Source organism: Peribacillus muralis (genome assembly GCF_001645685.2).
GTDB lineage: Bacteria > Bacillota > Bacilli > Bacillales > DSM-1321 > Peribacillus > Peribacillus muralis_A.
The window spans coordinates 4,889,564-4,911,478 of record NZ_CP017080.1 but is presented as its reverse complement, the minus strand read 5'-3'; the positions used below and the strand labels follow the sequence as shown (position 1 = coordinate 4,911,478).

The following is a 21,915-nucleotide window of genomic DNA, read 5'->3' as shown; positions in this document are numbered from 1 at the left end:
TTCGTATCACCTACACTTTTCTTTTGGCATTATCATTTAGTCGCTTATATTCCTAGAACATCTATTTCATCGATCAATAAAGATGGCTGCAGTGAACGCTTTTTCAAAGTGGCTGAAGCAAGCGGTGAATAATAGACCTGCTTAGCCGTCACTACAATCGATTTGACCGAGTTTTTTGTTAAATGGGACGTTACATCAGACTTTTTCTCCAAAAACTCATTCATGATCGGGGAGGCCTGAAGCAGCTTCTTATCTAAAATGGCTATGACATCGTCGGTTTTCACTAGAATGTCTTCACCAATATGGAGATACATACATTCACCTCATCATTTAACCTTTTTTATACTACCTTGACTAACATAAAAGGTGGACGCTTCTCTTAAGGTTTGATGATCGATTCCATCAACGGAGGGCGTCGTCACGAATGTTTGCACTTTCCCCTGTATCGTATTCAACAAATGGGATTGGCGAAAATCGTCAAGCTCCGATAACACATCATCCAATAATAAAATGGGATATTCGCCAATTTCCTCATGAATCAGCTCGATTTCGGCAAGCTTCAAGGAAAGTGCGGTTGTACGCTGCTGGCCTTGCGAGCCATATGTCTGGACATCGCGGTCATTCACAAAAAAAACCAGGTCGTCTCGATGAGGACCGACCAAAGTTACACCCCGTTCAATTTCCCTTGTTTTTATTTTATCAAATTTTTCTGTGTATACTTCTATCATTTTCGTCAAATCCATAGATTCTGATACATCAAGCGACGGTTTATATTGGATTTTCAATACTTCCAGATTTCTGGAGATCCCAGAATGGATCGGCTCGGCCCACTGCTGGAGCTTGGAAAGAAACTCGTATCTTCTTTCGACAATTTTCGCTGCATACTGGATGAATTGATCCGTTAACACATCCAGCATCGTCGTATCCGTTTGTTTCCGGGTCTGCAAAAGCTTTAAGTAATGATTTCTTTGTTGAAGTATTTTATGATATTGGCTCATATCATGAAGGTATACGGGAGAAACCTGGCCAATTTCCATATCTATAAAACGGCGTCTGACTATAGGACTTCCCTTGACAAGGTTTAAATCCTCAGGCGCAAACATGACCACGTTCATATTTCCGACATATTGACTTAATTTTCTTTGTTCAATATGGTTGCACTTCGCCTTTTTCCCTTTTTTTGAAATGGTCAGCTCAAGTGGTATTGAGGTATTTCTCTTTCTAACTCTGCCTTCTATTTTAGCATACTCTTCATCCCAGCGAATAAGTTCTTTATCATTTGAAGTCCGATGGGATTTTGCCATCGCTAAAACGAATATGGATTCCATGACATTTGTCTTTCCTTGGGCATTTTCACCAAGGATGACATTGACTTTATTCTCAAAAGCCAGATTCAATTCGGTATAGTTGCGGTAATTTCTCAAACTTATATTTTCAATATACATATTCCGCTCTTCCCTTATGTTTTAGCTTATTATCGTGAAGGTGCCAAATCCAGGAATCTCTACTTTATCTCCTGATCTTAATTTCCTGCCTCTTCTCACATCTAATTCACCATTTATGAAAACCTCGTATTCGCTCAAAAACCATTTTGCCATGCCGCCGCTCTGAATTAAATCGGCTAATTTCAAAAATTGTCCAAGTGTTATATATTCCGTGCTGATTTTTATGGAATCCATTTCCTGTCTCACTCCTGCTCAAGTAGTCTTTAATACTTTATTTTACTAAAAAAAAACCATTAAGACAAAGCATAGCTTTTCCAGCGCCAGTTTTTGGATTTTCATGGATTCGCGGCAGAACTGAATGCGGGCCCCTGTTTAAATATAAAAAAAATTAAAGGCTTGTTTAACAAGCCTTTAATTATTCCAGAATATTATTTTCGCCTAATAAGTTCTAACTGGCAAAATCAATTGCAGCATCGAGTCATCATGTAGCGGACGGATGACAAATGGACGCATCGCACCAGTGAAGTTTATTTTTATATCGGTTCCTTCCAAAGCCTTTAAAGCATCCATGACAAATTTGGCACTGAAGGAGATTTTCAGATCTTCACCTTCAATGGCTTCAGCCTGGACCTCTTCAATTACTTTTCCAATTTCGGGGGTATTGGAAGATACTTCGATAATGCGACCCTCTAGGGTTGTCAATTTAACGACATTGTTTCTTCCTTCCCTGGCCAATAAAGAAGCCCTGTCGATTGCTTGGAGAAAGTCTTTCGTATGGACGGTCACATCCGTTTTACTATCCGAAGGGATCAAGCGGGATGTATCGGGATAATTCCCTTCCAACAAACGGGAGAAGAATAATAAATTTTCAGCCTTGAATAAGACTTGGTTTTCGGTGATGACGATTTCGATCAGTTCGTTTGTATCATCAAGGATTTTACTTAATTCACTCAGGCTTTTACCTGGAATGACAACGCTATAGGTCCCATTGATTTTATTTTCTATTTTTGCCGTTCTCATCGCCAGCCTATGGCTATCTGTTGCAATACAGGTCAATTCGTCATCCTGGACCTTCAGGTTTACACCTGTCAAGATCGGGCGTGTTTCTGACGTGGACACAGCAAATCCTGTTTGACGGATAAGTGTCTTCAAAAGATCTGTCGGCAATTTGAAAATGTTTTCTTCTTCTATGATTGGAAGATGCGGATATTCCTCTGGATCCAATCCATTCAAATTAAATTCAGCTTTTCCTGAGCGGATAATCGTTTGAAAGTTATTTTCAACTTCGATCTCGACTGTATCCATTGGCAGTTTTTTGACGATTTCACTGAAGAAGCGGGCATTCAGAACAATGCCGCCACTATTTTTCACTTCAACGATTTCATCTCCATCGACTTCGGCTGGAATGAATGATTGGATGGAAATATCAGAATCACTTCCTGTTAACGTTACACCCTCACTCGTAACGGTTATCTTAATTCCCGTCAGGATCGGAATGGTTGTCCTTGATGTGACTGCTTTCATTACTTCCTGGACACTATGAACTAATCGATCTCTTTGGATAATAAATCTCATGTTTCATCCTCCAATTTTTTTATAGCCAACTAGGCATATTTATTAATAATTTTTATAAAAAAAGATAGTAGTAATAGTAGTAGGGCCTGTTGATATGTGGATAAGTCGAATTAACCTAAGGAAAAACAGTCTATCCACTTGTGGACAGACTGTGTGTAAGTAGTCGCCGGTTATGCACATTATCCAGAATGGATTATACCCTTAACTGATCTTGTATTTCTTTTACCTGGCGTTGAAGCTGGGTATCAGTCTGCATGAGCTTAGAGATTTTTTCATGAGCATGGATTACGGTCGTATGATCGCGGCCTCCAAATTCATCACCTATCTTTGGTAATGATGAGTCCGTCAGCTCCCTTGAAAGGTACATGGCAATCTGTCTTGGGAATGCCACCGATTTTGTCCGTTTTTTTGCCTTGAAATCCTCCAGCTTGACACTATAATGCTCACCAACCGTCTTTTGGATCTCCAGGATGGTGATGATTTTAGGTTTAGAGCTTGGGATGATATCCTTTAATGCTTCTGCTGCCAAATCTGCATTGATGTCTTTATTGATTAAAGATGAATAAGCTACGACGCGAATGAGTGCCCCTTCAAGCTCACGAATATTGGAATCGATTTGATTGGCGATATAGAGCATCACCTCATTCGGGATATCGAGCCCCTCAGCTTTTGCCTTCTTGCGTAAGATGGCAATTCTCGTTTCCAAATCAGGTGGCGTGATATCTGTGATCAGACCCCATTCGAACCTTGAACGGAGGCGATCCTCGAGTGTAGGAATCTCCTTGGGAGGACGGTCACTCGAGATGACGATTTGCTTACTTTCCTCATGCAGGGCATTGAATGTATGGAAAAACTCTTCTTGCGTTTGTTCTTTTCCCGCTAGGAATTGAATATCATCAATTAGTAAAACATCCACAGTTCGGTATCGGTCACGGAATTCCCCGGCTTTATTATCCCGGATGGAATTGATGAATTCATTCGTGAATTTTTCGGACGATAAATAGACGACCTTTGCATTCGGATTATGCTCAAGTACATAATGGCCGATGGCATGCATCAAATGGGTTTTTCCGAGTCCGACGCCCCCATATATGAATAAAGGATTATAGGCTTTGGCTGGAGCTTCTGCAACAGCGAGAGACGCGGCATGGGCAAAACGATTGCCGGAGCCGATGACAAACGTATCAAAGGTATTTTTCGCATTCAGCATATGCTGTGGGAATGCAGCATGCTCTTTATCTTGTTTTTTGATCTTTTTAGGCTGAACAGGGACGTTAAAGTCATCGTCTTCTTGATTGGGGGGAATGATGAATTTCGCTTCCAACTCCTCACCTGTAAGTTCAAACAATACATCAGAAATAAGATGGGAATAGCGTTCTTCGAGCCAATCCCTGGCAAATTCATTGGGAGCGGTGACCGTTAATGTATCACCTTGAAGTAAATAAGCCTTGGTTGATTTTAGCCAAGTTTCAAAGCTTGGTTTACTGATTTTTTTTTCGATTTTTCCGAGCGCCTGGTTCCAGAGGCTATCGATGTTGTCCAAACTTATCCCTCCTTTGCAAAATATTTTTATGAATGGCATCTATATTGTATAGGCACAAATAAACTCATCGAGTGCTGTCTGTATACAAATTTGAACAGCAAGGTTTCGGTGAGCTGTATAAGGGATGTGATGTTGTAGACCGTTCTGTCCCTATCACTATATGTTGCACTGTACAACCTTTGTACAGACTACATCTTGAATGCTGATGCAGATTTGGATGTTTATTCATCAACAGGTATTTTGGGAAATATATAATAAAGAAGAAAAAAGGGTTTTCGACAATATCCACCGTCTGTGGACAAAATAATATACACAGGTCGAATAAGCTATCCACATGTTATACACAGTCTGTGGATAACCGTTACTTGTTAATAAAGTTATTCAGAGTGAAAACACAAATATAATATCAGAAAATCAGGCGTCTTGCAATGGGTTAGAAAACTTTATCCACAAGTTACCGAGGCTGTGGGAAAAACTTTTCCACAGGCTATTGTTATGTGCAAAAGTATTCGGAATGGGTTGTGGACAGAAAAAAACATGTCGAATTTTATCCACAGACCATGGTGGCGCGCCCGAATGGCTTAATTGATTGAGAAGCGTTCGAGCAATGATTCCCGCCCGAAAACTGTTAGTGCAAAAAATCCTCCTGTGTTCGAAAAGGTTTTTTTTTGTTTTATCACTCTTTGTCGGATCATAACGATTCAAAAAAGAAACCAGTGGAAATTCGTCCATGCGATTCATGGATAAAAGGTGGGAAATTTCCTTCTCACCAAAAATTTCTATATCAGTTCGGAGCAAAATCATTTACAATAGTCTAGGTAGTAAAAAAAGGCCTACTGGACATTGAGCAATAAAAACATATTTTTTAAAGGATGAGGTTGACAAGTACAAACCTCCATCTATATAATTGTAAAGACTGTCTTTAACTGTTATTCCTCAGGGAGGTGTCATATAATGAAAAGAACTTATCAACCGAATAAACGTAAACATAGTAAAGTTCACGGTTTCCGTGCACGTATGAGCACGAAAAACGGACGTAGAGTAATCGCTGCACGTCGCCGCAAGGGCAGAAAAGTATTATCTGCATAGACCACTGAAAAGTCTCAGTGGTCTTTTTTCGCAAAATAAGGGATCTACTGGGACTCAATTCATGTAATGAAGGTGTAAAAATGAAAAAAAAGTTAAGGATTAAGAAAGAGGATGAATTTCAGCTTGTATTTAAAAAAGGTGAATCTTCCGCTAATCGGCAATTCGTTGTCTATGTCCTTGAGAAGCCGGATCAGGATTATTTCCGGATAGGCCTTTCAGTCAGTAAAAAAATCGGCAACGCCGTTGTAAGGAACCAAATCAAAAGATACATACGGCAAGCGTTTTTGGAACTGAAAGAAGATATAGGAGCTGGTAAGGATTATATTGTGATTGCTCGCAAACCAGCGGCGGAGATGGACTTTTTCGAGGTGAAAAGCAGCTTGATCCATGTCCTGAAACGTTCTAAATCATTAAACTTTTCAAAGAAAAAACAATGAAATCTACTTAATTTGGCGAAAGGCATGGCATTATTCGCGGATGTAAGCCATTTGAGAAAGATAACATAGATCATTTCAATGGGAACTGTGAAGATAGCGGCTTGATTTACGCTACTGGGCAGTTCACAATCGTTTCAAAAAAGATTGATTGCAGTTAGGAGGAAAATACGGTTGAAAAAACGAATATTACTCATTATTGGACTAGCCTCGATAATGATGCTGTTAGCTGGGTGTACGGAAATCAAAGAACCGATTACTGCGGATAGTGAAGGTTTTTGGAATTCATACATCGTCTATCCATTATCAGCCCTGATCATTTGGCTTTCCGAAACATTTGGCGAGAACTATGGTTTAGGTATCATCGGTGTCACGTTAATCATTCGCTTAGCATTACTTCCACTTATGATCAAACAGGTGAAAAGCTCGAAAGCAATGCAGGCCATCCAGCCTGAGATGAAAGAACTTCAAGCAAAATACAGCTCAAAAGATGCTGCCACACAACAAAAACTACAGCAAGAAACGATGGCTCTATTTTCAAAATATAATGTCAATCCATTGGCGGGATGTTTGCCGATAGTTGTGCAGATGCCAATCCTGATTGGATTTTACCATGCCATCAGCCGTACGGAAGAAATCGCCTTACATAGTTTTCTTTGGTTTGATTTAGGCTCACCGGATCCTTATTATATTTTACCGGTAGTTGCAGGTATCACGACTTTCATCCAACAGAAAATGTCGATGGCCGGGATGAACTCCAATCCAACGATGGCTGCACAAATGACGATGATGCTTTATATCATGCCGATCATGATCGTTGTTTTTGCTATTAATTTCCCCGCTGCTCTTTCACTTTACTGGGTAGTAGGTAACCTTTTTGGTATCGTTCAAACATATTTCATTAAAGGTCCGGATCTTAGAAAAGCAGCTGCGGAAAACGCGGGAGGGGCAAAGAAAAAGTGAAAAAAGTGACTGCTACAGGACAATCTGTCGAAGAAGCAGTAAATTTAGCTTTAGCTCAACTGAACAGCACGAAGGATCGCGTCGAGATTGAAATTGAAGAAGAAGGTAAAAAAGGGTTTTTCGGTTTATTCGGGGCAAGGAAGGCCATTGTCCATGTGACGTTGCCTCCTGACCCCATCGAGGAAACACTTGAATATTTGAAGAATGTCACCCTTGGGATGGGAGTCGATGCCAAAATCGATGTCCACAGGAAAGGGAAGAACGTAACATTCCAATTATCAGGTGAAAAAATTGCATTATTGATTGGAAAAAGGGGCCAAACGCTAAATTCCCTGCAATATTTAACGCAGCTTGTTGCGAATCGCCACTCGAGGCAGTTTTTGAATATTACGGTAGATGCTGAAGATTATCGAAATCGACGCAATGAGACGTTAATTCAATTGGCTGAAAGAATGGCCAACAAAGCGCTGAAAACGGGTAAGGCCATTTCACTGGAGCCGATGCCAAGCTATGAACGTAAGGTCATTCATCATGCTCTGCTGCAATATCCAAAAATCAAAACAACTTCAAACGGTACGGAACCATATCGTCATTTGGTCATCACGCCGCATAAATGAACCTTCTGCTTATAAGCAGGGGTTCTTTTTTTGTCGAACGGTATGCATTAAAAAGGTCGCTTCGGCAATAACCGACAGCTTTCATGTAAATGGTCATATATCGTTGAAATATATGAAGGACGGCCACATTTGTTATTCACATGTGGATAAGTTAAAATGAATGTTACAGAATATGGTTGCCCTGCATGTGGATAACTCTTGAAAGGGATGAGTATCTACTTTTTTTCATGAATATACTGTGGTATTGTAGTAATTTAGGGATTCGACGATTTTAATTCAGAAATAATATAGAAACATCAATATATAAGAGGTGAAAACATGGAATTCGATACAATCACCGCTATCTCTACGCCCTTAGGGGAAGGGGCAATTGCCATCGTTAGAATCAGCGGTGATGAGGCCATAGAAATAGCCGATGGGATATTTAAAGGACCAGGCGGAAAAGGTTTGCTTGAGGTAAATTCGCATACGATCCATTATGGGCATCTTATCCAGCCTAAAACGGGTGAAATCATAGAGGAAGTCATGGTTTCCGTCATGAAGGGGCCAAAGACGTTTACAAGGGAAGATGTAGTGGAAATAAACTGTCATGGCGGAATCGTTTCGGTCAATCGGGTATTGCAGCTCATTCTCTCTCAAGGGGCTCGTCTTGCGGAACCAGGTGAATTTACGAAACGTGCCTTTTTGAATGGGAGAATCGACCTTTCCCAGGCTGAGGCCGTCATGGATTTAATTCGTGCTAAAACGGATAAAGCGATGAATGTTGCTTTAGGTCAAATGGAAGGAAGGCTTTCAAAATTAATTCAAAGCCTTCGTCAAGAAATTTTACAGACCCTCGCCCAAGTCGAGGTAAATATAGATTATCCAGAATATGATGATGTCGAAGAAATGACACATCGTTTATTTTTGGAAAAAGGCAGTTTTGTGAAGACTGAGATCGAGAAGCTGCTTCATACAGCCCAGCAAGGAAAGATCCTCCGCGATGGCCTTGCGACTGTCATTATCGGACGTCCCAATGTTGGGAAATCCTCCTTGCTGAACAGCTTGGTTCATGAAAACAAAGCGATTGTCACTGATATCCCAGGGACAACCCGCGATGTAATCGAGGAATATGTCAATGTACGCGGTGTTCCGCTTAAACTTGTCGATACGGCAGGAATTAGGGAAACGGAAGATATCGTTGAAAGGATTGGAGTGGAAAGGTCTCGTGCAGTTTTGAAAGAGGCTGATTTAATTCTGCTCGTATTGAACTATTCAGATGAGTTTACACCTGAAGACGAGAAGCTATTTCAGGCAGTAGAAGGAATGGATGTTATCGTCATCATCAATAAGACCGACCTTCCGCAAAAAATCGATATGGCGAAGGTTAAGGCATATGCAGCCTCCCATAAGATTGTTTCCACTTCCTTACTTGAAGATCAAGGGGTCGACGAATTGGAGGAAGCCATCGCTTCATTATTCTTTGAGGGAGCTTTGGAAACGGGAGACCTGACCTATGTGTCCAATGCCAGGCATATCGCCTTGCTCGGACAGGCACTGCAGTCAATTTCAGATGCAATCGAAGCGATAGAAATGGGTACGCCAATAGATTTGGTTCAGATTGACTTTACGAAAGCATGGGAGCTTCTTGGTGAAATCATTGGTGAAAGCGTCCAGGATAATTTAATCAACCAATTGTTTTCACAATTTTGTTTAGGAAAATAATCGGAAAAAGGAGGAAAAGGACATGCAATACGAAGCAGGTAGCTATGATGTCATAGTGATTGGTGCTGGACATGCTGGTAGTGAAGCTGGCCTAGCCGCTGCAAGGGTAGGGGCTAAAACGTTGATGATCACCATTAACTTGGATATGGTTGCCTTCATGCCATGCAATCCCTCCGTTGGTGGACCGGCAAAAGGGATCGTCGTTAGGGAAATTGACGCTTTAGGCGGGGAAATGGGGAAAAACATCGATAAGACCCATATCCAAATGAGGATGCTGAATACGGCAAAAGGTCCGGCTGTTCGTGCATTGCGTGCTCAGGCGGACAAATTTCTCTATCAACAAGAAATGAAAAAGACGATAGAAGATCAAGAGAATCTGACATTGATTCAAGGGATGGTAGAGGAACTAATTATTGAAAACGACATTTGTACGGGTGTTATCACGAAAACAGGAGCGGTATATCGTGCGAAAACGGTCGTGATCACGACAGGTACTTATTTGCGTGGCGAAATCATCTTAGGCGAACTGAAATATTCAAGCGGTCCCAATAATCAGCAGCCATCCATCAGGCTTTCTGAACATTTGGAGCAATTGGGGTTTGATTTGGTCCGTTTTAAAACGGGAACACCGCCGCGGGTCAATAGCTCTTCCATCGATTACAGCAAAACGGAAATCCAACCTGGCGATGAAGTGCCTCGTGCCTTTTCATATGAAACGACAAAATTCATCACCGATCAATTGCCATGCTGGCTGACGTATACCAATGAGGGGACGCATCAGCTGATTGATGAGAATTTGCACCGTTCCCCTATGTATTCCGGAATGATAAAAGGAACGGGCCCTCGTTATTGTCCATCGATAGAAGATAAGGTCGTTCGTTTTAATGATAAGCCTCGTCATCAAATCTTCCTTGAACCTGAGGGACGCAATACAAAGGAAGTTTATGTGCAAGGGTTATCCACCAGTCTGCCTGAAGATGTGCAAGTGAAGATCCTTCAAACGATCCCTGGACTCGAGAAGGCGGAAATGATGCGTGCGGGATATGCAATTGAGTATGATGCGATCGTGCCTACTCAGCTCTGGCCAACCTTGGAAACGAAAAAGGTTAAGAACTTGTATACGGCTGGGCAAATTAACGGTACGTCAGGTTATGAGGAGGCAGCTGGCCAAGGTCTGATGGCTGGTATTAATGCCGGGTTGAATGCAATAGGCAAAGAAGAACTGATTTTAAGCCGTTCCGATGCTTATATTGGGGTGCTGATTGACGACCTTGTAACGAAAGGCACCAATGAACCTTACCGTTTGTTGACTTCACGTGCGGAATATCGGTTGTTATTACGTCATGATAATGCCGATTTACGCTTAACGGAAATTGGATTCAATATCGGGATGATTAAAGAAGAACGCTACAATCGTTTCCTTTTGAAAAAAGCAGCGGTCGAATTGGAAAAAGAACGACTGAAATCCCATTTCATCAAGCCGACCAAAGAGGTACAAGCGGTCATCACTGCCAGCGGCGGGAGTGAGCTGAAGGATGGAATCCGTGCTTCCGACTTATTGAAACGCCCTGAAATGAACTATTCCCATATTCAAAGTTTGGCTCCAAGTGATGTCGAATTGAGCGATGAAGTGACGGAACAGGTCGAAATCCAGATTAAATATGAAGGATATATAGAAAAATCATTGCAGCAGGTCGATCGTCTGAAAAAAATGGAGAATAAAAAGATTCCAGAGAATATCGATTATGATGCTATTTCCGGTCTCGCAACGGAAGCCCGTCAAAAATTAAAGCAGGTCACCCCGCTATCGGTAGCGCAAGCTTCCAGAATTTCCGGTGTGAATCCCGCCGATGTTTCGATTTTGCTCATTTATTTGGAACAAGGAAAGATTGCCAGAGTATCTCAGTAATGGAAATACCCGAAAAGGATTGAAGAAAACATGAATATAGAACAGTTCCAACAAGCACTGCAGGAGAAAGGGATCGAGCTTTCTCCTCATCAGCTTGATCAGTTTGACACATATTACCGTTTATTGGTTGAATGGAACGAAAAGATGAACTTAACGGCCATCACTGATAAAGAAGAGGTTTATCTAAAGCATTTTTACGATTCAATCAGTGCTGCCTTCTATTTCGATTTCAACAAGCCTTATCGAATTTGCGATGTTGGGGCTGGAGCAGGATTTCCCAGCATTCCATTGAAGATTTGTTTCCCAAATATTCACGTATCCATTGTTGATTCTTTGAATAAGCGGATTTCTTTTTTGAATCATCTTGCGGATTCCCTACAATTAAAGGGTGTTTCCTTCCATCATGACCGGGCGGAAACCTTTGCCCAAAAACCGGAGCATCGTGAAGCCTATGATATAGTCATGGCAAGAGCGGTGGCGAGGATGTCCGTTTTAAGTGAATTATGCTTGCCGCTAGTTAAACCGGAGGGTACGTTCATCGCCATGAAAGCCGCTAGTGCACAGGATGAAATGGACACAGGGAAGAAGGCCATTTTTACGTTAGGCGGGGAAATTGCCGAAATTCATCACTTCACATTGCCAGAGGAAAATAGTGAAAGAAACATCATTACGGTCAATAAAGTGAAGAAAACACCTAAAAAATATCCAAGAAAACCGGGGACACCGAATAAACAGCCCATTGAATAATCTTTCATAAAGAAAAATCCCATATTGAGCTGGCACTTGTCCATGTTTTCTTTTACTATAAAGGTATCATTTCATTCATTAAATAATATATAAGCCAACACGAAGGCAGAATTTGGCACACTATCGACTCTGCGCCAAATTTTCCAAGCAGGACTGGAAAGTCGGCGATATTTCCATTTTGATTTTCAGGGAAATAATCCGGGGCAAGCCGACAAAGATAGAAAATTACTGGTCGTCCACTCCTCATATTGCCTTGATGACGCCAGTCGACATGTTTTTTACAGTGAAGGACCATATGTATAACCATGTCGGGAAATGTATGCAGGACTTGTCCTTTAAATAGAGAATATGTTATTTGGGAGTTTTAAAAGGTGGTGTAGGAAGATGAAGCATCCTTTTTCGCGGTTCTTTGGGTTTGGCGAAAAAGAAGAACAGCAACTAGAGATGGAGACACCTAGCAATAATAATGAAGAAATAAGAAAAATATCCATTTCTGATATTGTGCCTAATCGATTTCAACCAAGGACCGTTTTTAATGACGATAAAATTGCTGAACTGGCTCAAACGATTCATACTCACGGGATCATTCAACCAATCGTAGTAAGGGCTTATGGACAGGGTAAATATGAAATCATAGCAGGTGAGCGTCGTTTTCGGGCCATGCAAAAGCTGGGCTGGGAATTGGCACCTGCAATCATCAAGGATTTCACCGATACAGAAACGGCTTCCGTTGCGCTGATAGAGAACCTGCAGCGTGAGGAGCTGACGCCGATTGAAGAAGCATTGGCTTACGGTAAACTATTGGAGCTTCACAGTTTGACCCAGGAAGCATTGGCACAAAGATTGGGAATAGGGCAATCGACCGTTGCGAATAAGCTGCGGCTGCTTAAGCTGCCCCAGGAGGTTCAAGATGCCCTTCTTCAAAAGCAAATTACGGAGCGCCATGCCCGCTCGTTGATACCATTGAAAAGTCCGGAAAAGCAGATCAAACTGCTTTTGGAAATCATCGAAAAAGGGTTGAACGTCAAGCAGACGGAAGAGCAGGTCGTCAAGCTTCTGACGGGTACGGTGCAAAAGCCGAAACCTAAGCGGAAGGCGTTCAGTAAGGACATGAGGATTGCCGTCAATACGATCCGCCAATCACTCAGCATGGTTACAGACAATGGAATTAACCTGGATGCAGAGGAAGAAGAATTCGAGGAATATTATCAGTTCACGATAAAAATACCGAAGAAGAAATCTTGACCCCATTCTTGGCCCAGCTTGGTAATCTCCGATTACCAAGCTTTTTTTAAGTCTTATCGCAGGCAAAGTGATGCACTTTTCCCCGGTTTTTAGTGTCCTTTAGACATTTTTCAATTTTGATGAGGAATTTAAGAAAACGATTTCTTCCAGTAATATTCGTGATAAAATAGAAAGAAATAAATGGATTTACGGTATGAAAGAGTGAATATGGCGTGTTGAAGACAGTTGAAAGCAGGTGAATCCGTGGGTAAGATTCTTGCCATTGCCAATCAAAAAGGCGGTGTTGGAAAAACGACAACATCTGTCAGTCTAAGTGCTTGCCTTGCTTACATAGGGCAGAAAGTCTTAATGGTCGATATCGATCCGCAGGGAAATGCAACAAGCGGCGCAGGTATTGATAAAGCAGATGTAGAGCAGTGTATTTATGATGTATTGGTGGATGATGTCGAAGCCAGTACCGTCATACTGGAAACAAAGGTGGAAAACTTATATGCCATACCTGCGACAATTCAACTTGCAGGTGCTGAAATTGAACTGGTTCCAACGATATCGAGGGAAGTTCGTTTAAAAAGAGCATTGGAAGAGGTGCAAAGCCAATACGATTACATTGTGATTGACTGTCCTCCATCATTGGGCTTGCTCACACTTAATGCCTTGACGGCGGCTGATGCCGTTTTGATCCCCGTGCAATGCGAATATTATGCTTTGGAAGGTTTAAGTCAACTCTTGAATACGGTTCGACTCGTCCAAAAGCATTTGAATCATGATTTGAAAATTGAAGGTGTGTTATTGACGATGCTGGATGCAAGAACGAATTTAGGTCTCCAGGTCATTGAAGAAGTCAAAAAGTACTTTCAGGATAAAGTTTATCAAACGATCATACCACGCAATGTGCGTTTGAGCGAGGCGCCGAGCCATGGTGAACCTATCATCATTTATGATCCGAAGTCACGTGGAGCGGAGGTCTATTTAGAATTGGCAAAGGAAGTGGTATCAAATGGCTAAAGGGCTTGGCAAAGGACTTAACGCACTTTTCAATAATGGCGAAATAAGTAAGGATGAAATCGTGCGCGAAGTGAAATTAAGGGAATTAAGGCCAAATCCTTATCAGCCCCGAAAGGACTTCAGGCTTGAAGCAATAGAAGAATTAAAGCAATCGATAGAGGAGCATGGGATACTGCAGCCGATTATTGCCCGGAAAAGTATCAAGGGTTATGAAATAGTGGCTGGGGAGAGACGCTATCGTGCAGCGAAGGAAGCAGGTTTAAAGACAGTTCCCGTAGTTGTGAGGGAGCTGGATGAACAGCAGATGATGGAGCTGGCCATTTTGGAAAACCTGCAACGGGAAGATCTAAACCCAATCGAAGAGGCAGCTGCCTATCAAACGCTGCTTGAAAAACTGGCATTCACCCAGGAGCAGTTGGCCAATCGGCTGGGGAAAAGCCGGCCCCATATTGCCAATCATGTACGTTTGCTTTCCTTGCCGGAAGGGATAAGGAGCCATATTTCAGCAGGGAAGCTGTCGATGGGGCATGGTCGAGCTCTGCTAGGCATCAAGAATAAGGAGATGCTGAAACCCGTAGTGGATAAAATCCTCATAGAAGGAATGAATGTAAGGCAGCTGGAGCAATACATACATCAATTGAACGATTCCGTTTCACGTGAAACGGCACCAAAGAAACAAGATAAAAAAGATCTTTTCATAAAGCAACGGGAAACAAGCCTGCGTGAAAGACTTGGAACCAGTGTAACGATAAAGCAAAGCAAGAAAAAAGGGAAAATTGAAATCGAATTTTTTTCAAAAGAAGATTTAGAGAGAATATTGGACTTGCTTGATCAAGAGAATCTCTCCTCTTAATTTGGAAAACTAGCATGTCGATTTATATTTTTCTGTCGAAAAATAGGTGAATGAGATGGTATTATTAGGAACTTTGGTGAATGGTGCGTGCATATTAATCGGTTCGGTCTTGGGAAGGTATTTACAGCATATACCCGAAAAGGTCAAAGAAACGGTCATGAGTGGAATCGGGTTAGCCATCATGGTTTTAGGCTTGCAGATGGGATTGAAAAGTGAGCAATTCATTCTTGTCATTTTAAGCATTGTTGGAGGGGCCGCGCTTGGCGAGTGGATCGATCTTGAGGGCAGACTGAATTCTTTGGGCAATTGGATCGAGCGGAGGATGAAGGCGAAGGAAGGAACTTCGATATCGCAGGGGTTTGTAACGGCTACGCTCATTTTTGGAATCGGGGCGATGGCGATTATCGGTGCCCTTGATAGCGGAATCCGGAATAATCATGATGTTTTGATAACGAAAGCGATCATAGATGGGTTTACTGCACTGGTCCTCGCCAGTACGCTAGGGATCGGTGTCCTCTTTTCAGCATTTCCGATCATTATTTATGAAGGCTTCATTGCCATCTTTTCAAGGCAGATCAACACGTTTATACCGACTGCGTTAATGGATTCCTTCATACTGGAAATGACCGCAACTGGGGGAGTCATGATTTTGGCGATAGGCCTTAACATCATTGGCATCACCAAAATCAGGGTCGCCAACCTGCTTCCTGGTATCCTGGTTACAGCAATTCTCGTTACGATCATGTATTATGTATAAAAAAAGAAGGAAGGGAATTTCCCTTCCTTCTTTTCAATTATGGATAAGCTCGGTTTTCGTGTTTTAGGGTAACTGCTGCAATCACTTTAGCTGCTTACAATATTATAAGGAGATAATCTTGAGTTGGTCAATGTACTTTATAGGGTTTTTTCTTGCTTCAATGTCCAAGTGAACGGAGTGACGGAAGGTTTTGCCTGATAAAGGTTTTTCGCCTCATCAATCCCTTCGGCTATGGTTTTGGCCATTTTTAGCACGAGGCTGAGTCGGGTGTTTTGCAGGACCATGAATTCCATGAATCCACTGACATTCACGATTCCCGTAATATGGGCATTGCCAACGGACGGAAGGTCTTTATTGACTCCAGCACCGGGTTTCACGGGGCCTTGCCCGATTTGAACGATGCCAACGCTTTTCAACTTCCCTAAGCAGGCATCGATGCCCACTATAAAGGGATTGGCATGAACCTTATTTATTTCGTTCAATTTTTCCTGTAAATTCATCGCATGTATAGGGTCTTCCAGAGTACCATAGACATGGAAAGGAGAAGAGTCGTTTTCCGTTTTCTCGCTTAGCAATGTGCCGACGAGTGGTCCGAGTGAATCGCCTGTAGAACGGTCCGTGCCGATGCAGACGATGATGATGGGCTGAAGCTTTCCTGTTGGCAGAAGGTTGATCAATTCTTGGGAAATTTGTTTAGATGCATCCGTATCTTCATGAAGGATGCGACTCAATCTATTTTTATTAGTATGAAATAGACTAGAATTCAGATTCATCGACTCAGCTCCTTTATTTCATTCGGTAGTACAGTATACGGATAAAAAGGGAAAAATATACGGCGAATGTAATCGGTGAGGGGATTTTTTGAGTGCGTGCAAACAGTCGAAGGGGAGATGGATAAAGGTTTTCTTCCTTTCTACCAATTGCTTTCTATATGTTCTTGTACTTAATCATCTGGGAAAAAACGTCTAATTCTTTTACCTCTATACCCATATTTTTTTTGTACAGAAACCCTTATTTCTTGTTAAAATGGAGAAAACTTCTCGTAATCAAGGTTAGTTTCCTGCAAGATGGGTAGAGGGAATACGTCCGTATAAGAAAGTCATAGAGAAGAGAAAAAGCTTTGCAGCATTTGCAATAGGTAGGAGGATAAAATGAACCGCATGTATGATAACGTTACAAATGAATTATTGGATGAAAAGATATGGTTTTTGATAGGCGAGGGCATTATTAAAATCTTCCTTGTTCTATTGTTATCGCGTATTATTATTACAATAGGAAAGACCCTTTTAAATAAATTCTTCAAAGCACGTTTAAGAAGTCCCCTCCGGGTTACGGAGCGCAGGGAAGCGACACTCATAAAGCTGCTCGAAAATATCATTACCTATGTGATCAATTTCATCGCCTTGATGATGATCCTGGAAATTTTCGGTCTGCATGTGATGCCATTGCTCGCTGGTGCAGGGGTAATCGGTTTGGCCATCGGGTTTGGTGCCCAAAGTTTGGTCAAGGATATCATTACAGGATTTTTCGTCATTTTTGAAGATCAGTTTTCAGTTGGCGATTATATTAAAATCAATACTTATGAGGGAGAAGTCATTGAAATTGGGCTTCGGACAACGAAAATCAAAAGTAATGCAGGGGAATTGCACTTCATCCCTAACGGCAGCATCATTCAAGTTACCAATTATTCCATTTTGAACAGTAAGGCTGTAGTGGATGTGACCATCGCCAATGACGGATCGATCGAGCGTGCTGAAAGGGTTCTGATCGAGCTTTTAAACAGTATGGAAGGCAAGTACGATGCCTTGGTTAAAGCTCCTGAATTTTTGGGGATTGAAACAATAAATCCTGATGATGTCGTCCTTCGGGTAACAGCGGAAACTAAGCCGATGCAAAATGTCGAATTCAGCAGGATTTTGAGAAAAGAAATAAGTGCTGCCCTTGATTTAATCGGTGTTAAATCTACCTACAGTGGCAGCGAGTCGTAGAATTAGGGGGCTCAAAGGTCATGGAGGAAAAAGAATTTGCGCTGAACGATGTCGTGGAAATGAAAAAACCACATCCATGCGGTGTGAATAAGTGGAAAATCATTCGCCTTGGTATGGATATCCGGATAAAATGTGAAGGCTGCGGTCATAGCGTAATGCTGGCACGACGTGAATTTGCAAAGAAAATGAAAAAAGTCCTGGAAAAGCATGAGAAGTGATCATGCTTTTTTCTTTGTAAGAAAGTAGTCCCGCCCTCTCAATGATTTACTTGTCTTTTTAGGGAGCGAAATCTATAATTGGGAAAGGTTTAGGTAATTGGATGGGTCCTGAAGACCAATCTTTTTTCCATATGTACGAACTATCTTGAAGGAGTGAAATATAAATGGCTTTAACAGCTGGTATTGTCGGATTGCCTAACGTAGGGAAATCCACTTTATTTAATGCAATTACACAGGCAGGTGCTGAATCTGCGAACTACCCTTTTTGTACGATCGACCCAAACGTCGGGATTGTGGAAGTGCCAGATCATCGCTTGCAAAAATTGACCGAATTGGTTCAACCGAAAAAAACGGTTCCGACAGCCTTTGAATTTACGGATATCGCCGGGATTGTAAAAGGAGCGAGCAAGGGTGAAGGCCTTGGGAATAAATTTCTTTCTCACATTCGCCAAGTTGATGCAATCTGTCAGGTTGTCCGTTGTTTCGCAGACGATAATATTACCCATGTTTCCGGAAAAGTGAATCCGATCGATGATATCGAAGTCATCAATCTTGAACTGATCCTTGCTGACTTGGAATCCGTTGATAAACGCATCGACCGTGTCGGTAAAATGGCTAAGCAAAAAGATAAAGGTGCAGTGGCTGAACATGAAATCCTTGTCGCCCTGAAAGCGGCATTGGAAGAAGAAAAGCCTGCCCGTTCCGTCGAATTTACTGAAGAACAGCTGAAAATCGTCAAGGGCATGCATTTGCTCACTGCAAAGCCGACGCTATATGTTGCGAATGTAAGTGAAGATGAAGTGGCCAACGCCGATGATAATGAATATGTACAGCAAGTGCGTGAATATGCTGCGAACGAAAATGCGGAAGTAATCGTCATTTGTGCCAAAATCGAAGAAGAAATTGCCGAACTTGAAGGTGAAGAAAAGGAAATGTTCTTATCCGAGCTTGGCATCGAGGAGTCGGGGCTTGACCAATTGATTCGTGCTTCATATAACTTGCTTGGATTGGCAACCTACTTTACCGCCGGTGTCCAGGAAGTTCGTGCTTGGACGTTCCGTAAAGGCATGAAGGCCCCTCAATGTGCGGGTGTCATCCACACCGATTTCGAACGCGGTTTCATCCGTGCAGAAATCGTTTCCTATACCGATTTGCTTGAAGCTGGCAGTCATGGCGCTGCAAAAGAAGCGGGAAAAGTGCGATTGGAAGGAAAAGAATACATCGTTAACGATGGCGATGTCATCCATTTCCGTTTTAACGTATAAGAAAGAAAGCCCCTGCAGCACAATTTGCAGGGGCTTCCATCAATCGTTTTCAATTAATTGTAATAAGTCGAGACCTTCGTTGCAAAGACTCTATAACTATGCTATAATTTCATCTTGTGAGTAATTATAAATAATTGCTCCTTGCCCAATAGGGCCGCTTAGACCAAAAGGAGGTGACAGTGATGAGAAAATACGAAATTATGTATATCATCCGTCCAAACATTGAGGAAGAAGCTAAAAAAGCTTTAGTTGAACGTTTCAACACAATCCTTACTGATAATGGTGCGGAAGTAGAAGCAAAAGAATGGGGTAAACGCCGTCTTGCATATGAAATCAATGATTTCCGTGATGGTTACTACATGCTTCTTAAAGTTAACGCTGAAAGTGCTGCGATCCAAGAATTCGATCGTCTTGCTAAAATCAGTGAAGACATCATTCGCCATATGGCTACTAGAGAAGAAGTTTAATTCGATTTAATATAAATTCAAACCTTGTTTCACATGAAACAAGCTTGAAACCTAGGGGTTGATTCTGATGATGAATCGCGTAGTTTTGGTAGGACGCTTAACTAAAGATCCTGAATTACGATATACACCTAATGGAGTACCTGTAGCCACCTTTACTTTAGCTGTGAACCGTAGTTTTACGAATCAGTCAGGTGAACGTGAAGCAGATTTCATTAATTGTGTAGTTTGGCGTAAACCGGCAGAAAATGTAGCTAACTTCTTGAAAAAAGGCAGTTTGGCTGGCGTGGATGGACGTGTCCAAACACGTAATTATGAAGGACAAGACGGCAAACGCGTATATGTGACGGAGATTCTGGCTGAGAGCGTTCAGTTCCTTGAACCACGAAGCAGTTCAGCGGGTGAAAGAAATGAAGGCGGTTCTTACGGTGGGGGTCAAAGAAGTTATGGCAACAATAATAACGGAAATGACAATAATTCGTATGGACAAAATCCTAATCAGAATCAACGGAGCAATAACAACTACACTCGTGTAGATGATGATCCATTTGCAAATGACGGTAAGACCATCGACATTTCAGATGACGATCTTCCGTTTTAAACAGCCGTTTAAAATGAAAATTCAAAATGTAGGGAGGGAAATTTATTATGGCAATGGGTGGACGTAAAGGACGCGGTAAGCGTAAAAAGGTTTGTTATTTCACATCAAACGGTATCACTAAAATTGATTACAAAGATACAGATCTTCTTAAAAAATTCGTCTCAGAACGCGGTAAAATCTTACCACGTCGTGTAACTGGCACAAGCGCTAAATATCAACGTAAATTAACGATTGCTATTAAACGCTCACGTACTATGGCATTACTTCCATACGTATCTGGTGAATAATGAAATCGGCGCATTGAGGATTCATCCTTAATGCGCCTTTTTTTTATAAATCATTTCCTTTTCTAAAAATCCGCTGAAATTGCGGTTTTTTTATTTTCAAAACCATATTAGCAACGGTTGAAAATATGGTTTTCCAAGGAAATAATATTCATATCCTGAAAAAAGACTGTCATGTTTGAAATATCCTGGCCGGAACGGATACAATATAAAGATGAGCGTAAGACAATAAAACAGGGGGGTGAATAATTAGATGAATAGCGGGAGACGAATTGCGGAGGGCGGTGCCCTTTTGGCACTATATTGCATTTTACTGTTCATCACCATCCATGTTCCGTTAATGGGCATCATCACGCTTTTCTTTTTACCAACTCCATTCATTTTGTTCGCAATCAAGCAAAAGCTTTCGTGGAGCCTAGGTTACTTATTCATCGCTTCGCTATTGACGCTCCTCATCGGAACGATACTATCCGTACCATTGACCTTGCTTATGGGTGTAACGGGAATTACGATCGGGTATTGCTTGAAGAAAGATAAATCGATGGTAACCGCGTTCATAATTGCAGTCCTTGTGTTCCTGGGAGGCACAATCCTAATATATGCAGGTTCCGTGTTAATAACGAATGTGAATTACATAGAAAAAGCGTTGAGCATGGTTAAGGAATCGGTTGAAAATCCGATTGGCCTCATGGGGTCTCTTGGGCAGGCACAGACGGAAGAAATCAAAACGAGGATGTATGATGCGATCGATATGTTTTATACATTGATGCCAAGTCTATTCGTCTTGATGTCCGTTTTGATGGTATTGGTGATTTTCCTTGCAGCACATCCCATACTGAAGCGATTCAGCGGAAAAACGATAAAATGGCCTCATTTTCGAGATCTGCGACTCCCGAAAAGTCTTTTATGGTATTATTTAATTACGATGCTTCTAGCCCTTTTTACGAATACGGACAAGAACGGCTTTGTATACATGGCCATAACGAACTTATTTTTCATCCTGCAGTTTTTCATATTAGTGCAAGGATACTCCCTGATTTTTTATATGGCTCATGTGAAGTCATGGGCCAAGGCCATCCCCGTTATGATCGTGGTTGTGACCGTGCTGTTACCGCTTCCGATTATTACGACGGTCATCCGTTTTTTAGGTATAATAGATTTAGGCTTTCCCTTTAGGGAGACATTCAGGAAAAAGGGTTAGTCTTTTAA

At 41.7% G+C, this 21,915-nt stretch carries 24 protein-coding genes; 18 read left to right on the top strand and 6 right to left on the bottom strand.

Annotated features, from left to right (window positions below; genetic code table 11):
- Positions 1 to 44: 44 nt before the first annotated feature.
- The 5 genes from remB to dnaA all read right to left on the bottom strand — a co-directional run bounded on the left by remB (position 45) and on the right by dnaA (position 4,563).
- A complete protein-coding gene (gene remB / locus ABE28_RS23825; RefSeq protein WP_064466947.1) occupies positions 45 to 314 on the bottom strand; it encodes an extracellular matrix regulator RemB in 270 nt (89 codons plus the stop codon).
- 12 nt (positions 315 to 326) lie between these two features.
- Positions 327 to 1,445, bottom strand: coding sequence for a DNA replication/repair protein RecF (recF, locus tag ABE28_RS23820; protein WP_064466948.1), 1,119 nt, complete (start codon positions 1,443 to 1,445; stop codon positions 327 to 329).
- 21 nt (positions 1,446 to 1,466) lie between these two features.
- Positions 1,467 to 1,679, bottom strand: a complete 213-nt coding sequence (gene yaaA / locus ABE28_RS23815) for a S4 domain-containing protein YaaA (protein WP_064466949.1) — start codon at positions 1,677 to 1,679, stop codon at positions 1,467 to 1,469.
- Between the two features lie 204 nt (positions 1,680 to 1,883).
- Positions 1,884 to 3,020, bottom strand: a complete 1,137-nt coding sequence (gene dnaN / locus ABE28_RS23810) for a DNA polymerase III subunit beta (RefSeq protein WP_064466950.1) — start codon at positions 3,018 to 3,020, stop codon at positions 1,884 to 1,886.
- A gap of 193 nt (positions 3,021 to 3,213) precedes the next feature.
- Positions 3,214 to 4,563, bottom strand: a complete 1,350-nt coding sequence (gene dnaA, locus ABE28_RS23805) for a chromosomal replication initiator protein DnaA (RefSeq protein WP_064466951.1) — start codon at positions 4,561 to 4,563, stop codon at positions 3,214 to 3,216.
- A gap of 954 nt (positions 4,564 to 5,517) precedes the next feature.
- Here dnaA and rpmH point away from each other — a divergent pair.
- From rpmH to ABE28_RS23755, 11 genes are all read left to right on the top strand, one after another.
- Positions 5,518 to 5,652: a 50S ribosomal protein L34 gene (gene rpmH / locus ABE28_RS24760; RefSeq protein ID WP_081092489.1), complete on the top strand. Its 135-nt coding sequence runs from the start codon at positions 5,518 to 5,520 to the stop codon at positions 5,650 to 5,652.
- Between the two features lie 80 nt (positions 5,653 to 5,732).
- Positions 5,733 to 6,089: a ribonuclease P protein component gene (gene rnpA, locus ABE28_RS23800; RefSeq protein WP_064466952.1), complete on the top strand. Its 357-nt coding sequence runs from the start codon at positions 5,733 to 5,735 to the stop codon at positions 6,087 to 6,089.
- 171 nt (positions 6,090 to 6,260) lie between these two features.
- Positions 6,261 to 7,049 carry a YidC family membrane integrase SpoIIIJ gene (spoIIIJ, locus tag ABE28_RS23795; protein ID WP_057914142.1) on the top strand — a complete coding sequence of 263 codons (789 nt, stop codon included), beginning with the start codon at positions 6,261 to 6,263 and terminating at the stop codon, positions 7,047 to 7,049.
- The gene (jag, locus tag ABE28_RS23790; protein ID WP_064466953.1) at positions 7,046 to 7,666 is read left to right on the top strand and encodes an RNA-binding cell elongation regulator Jag/EloR; all 621 of its coding nucleotides are present in this window, start codon (positions 7,046 to 7,048) and stop codon (positions 7,664 to 7,666) included. The genes spoIIIJ and jag overlap by 4 nt, the downstream gene beginning before the upstream one ends.
- A 318-nt stretch (positions 7,667 to 7,984) precedes the next feature.
- Entirely contained in the window at positions 7,985 to 9,370 is a 1,386-nt protein-coding gene (mnmE, locus tag ABE28_RS23785) for a tRNA uridine-5-carboxymethylaminomethyl(34) synthesis GTPase MnmE (protein WP_064466954.1), read from the top strand.
- A gap of 22 nt (positions 9,371 to 9,392) precedes the next feature.
- On the top strand, positions 9,393 to 11,279 hold the full coding sequence (mnmG, locus tag ABE28_RS23780; RefSeq protein ID WP_064466955.1) for a tRNA uridine-5-carboxymethylaminomethyl(34) synthesis enzyme MnmG: 1,887 nt from the start codon (positions 9,393 to 9,395) through the stop codon (positions 11,277 to 11,279).
- Between the two features lie 30 nt (positions 11,280 to 11,309).
- Positions 11,310 to 12,026 carry a 16S rRNA (guanine(527)-N(7))-methyltransferase RsmG gene (rsmG, locus tag ABE28_RS23775; protein WP_064466956.1) on the top strand — a complete coding sequence of 239 codons (717 nt, stop codon included), beginning with the start codon at positions 11,310 to 11,312 and terminating at the stop codon, positions 12,024 to 12,026.
- Between the two features lie 384 nt (positions 12,027 to 12,410).
- Positions 12,411 to 13,271 carry a nucleoid occlusion protein gene (gene noc / locus ABE28_RS23770; RefSeq protein WP_061143185.1) on the top strand — a complete coding sequence of 287 codons (861 nt, stop codon included), beginning with the start codon at positions 12,411 to 12,413 and terminating at the stop codon, positions 13,269 to 13,271.
- A gap of 243 nt (positions 13,272 to 13,514) precedes the next feature.
- Positions 13,515 to 14,276, top strand: coding sequence for a ParA family protein (locus ABE28_RS23765; RefSeq protein WP_057914136.1), 762 nt, complete (start codon positions 13,515 to 13,517; stop codon positions 14,274 to 14,276).
- A complete protein-coding gene (locus ABE28_RS23760; protein ID WP_064466957.1) occupies positions 14,269 to 15,129 on the top strand; it encodes a ParB/RepB/Spo0J family partition protein in 861 nt (286 codons plus the stop codon). Before ABE28_RS23765 ends, ABE28_RS23760 begins: the two co-directional genes overlap by 8 nt.
- Positions 15,130 to 15,184: 55 nt before the next feature.
- On the top strand, positions 15,185 to 15,886 hold the full coding sequence (locus tag ABE28_RS23755) for a DUF554 domain-containing protein (RefSeq protein WP_064466958.1): 702 nt from the start codon (positions 15,185 to 15,187) through the stop codon (positions 15,884 to 15,886).
- Positions 15,887 to 16,023: 137 nt separating this feature from the next.
- Here ABE28_RS23755 and yyaC read toward each other — a convergent pair whose 3' ends face one another.
- Positions 16,024 to 16,659 carry a spore protease YyaC gene (gene yyaC / locus ABE28_RS23750; RefSeq protein ID WP_064466959.1) on the bottom strand — a complete coding sequence of 212 codons (636 nt, stop codon included), beginning with the start codon at positions 16,657 to 16,659 and terminating at the stop codon, positions 16,024 to 16,026.
- A gap of 378 nt (positions 16,660 to 17,037) precedes the next feature.
- Between yyaC and ABE28_RS23745 the strand changes: the two genes are divergently transcribed.
- From ABE28_RS23745 to ABE28_RS23715, 7 genes are all read left to right on the top strand, one after another.
- Entirely contained in the window at positions 17,038 to 17,874 is an 837-nt protein-coding gene (locus tag ABE28_RS23745; RefSeq protein ID WP_064466960.1) for a mechanosensitive ion channel family protein, read from the top strand.
- Between the two features lie 20 nt (positions 17,875 to 17,894).
- Entirely contained in the window at positions 17,895 to 18,092 is a 198-nt protein-coding gene (locus tag ABE28_RS23740; RefSeq protein ID WP_064466961.1) for a DUF951 domain-containing protein, read from the top strand.
- Between the two features lie 164 nt (positions 18,093 to 18,256).
- The gene (ychF, locus tag ABE28_RS23735) at positions 18,257 to 19,357 is read left to right on the top strand and encodes a redox-regulated ATPase YchF (protein WP_064466962.1); all 1,101 of its coding nucleotides are present in this window, start codon (positions 18,257 to 18,259) and stop codon (positions 19,355 to 19,357) included.
- A gap of 182 nt (positions 19,358 to 19,539) precedes the next feature.
- Complete coding sequence (gene rpsF, locus ABE28_RS23730; RefSeq protein WP_061141437.1) at positions 19,540 to 19,824, top strand: 30S ribosomal protein S6; 285 nt, start codon at positions 19,540 to 19,542, stop codon at positions 19,822 to 19,824.
- Positions 19,825 to 19,891: 67 nt separating this feature from the next.
- Complete coding sequence (gene ssb / locus ABE28_RS23725) at positions 19,892 to 20,422, top strand: single-stranded DNA-binding protein (protein ID WP_061141436.1); 531 nt, start codon at positions 19,892 to 19,894, stop codon at positions 20,420 to 20,422.
- A 47-nt stretch (positions 20,423 to 20,469) separates the two neighbouring features.
- Complete coding sequence (rpsR, locus tag ABE28_RS23720; protein WP_053348323.1) at positions 20,470 to 20,709, top strand: 30S ribosomal protein S18; 240 nt, start codon at positions 20,470 to 20,472, stop codon at positions 20,707 to 20,709.
- Between the two features lie 250 nt (positions 20,710 to 20,959).
- The gene (locus tag ABE28_RS23715; protein ID WP_064466963.1) at positions 20,960 to 21,907 is read left to right on the top strand and encodes a YybS family protein; all 948 of its coding nucleotides are present in this window, start codon (positions 20,960 to 20,962) and stop codon (positions 21,905 to 21,907) included.
- The last annotated feature ends 8 nt before the right edge of the window (positions 21,908 to 21,915 follow it).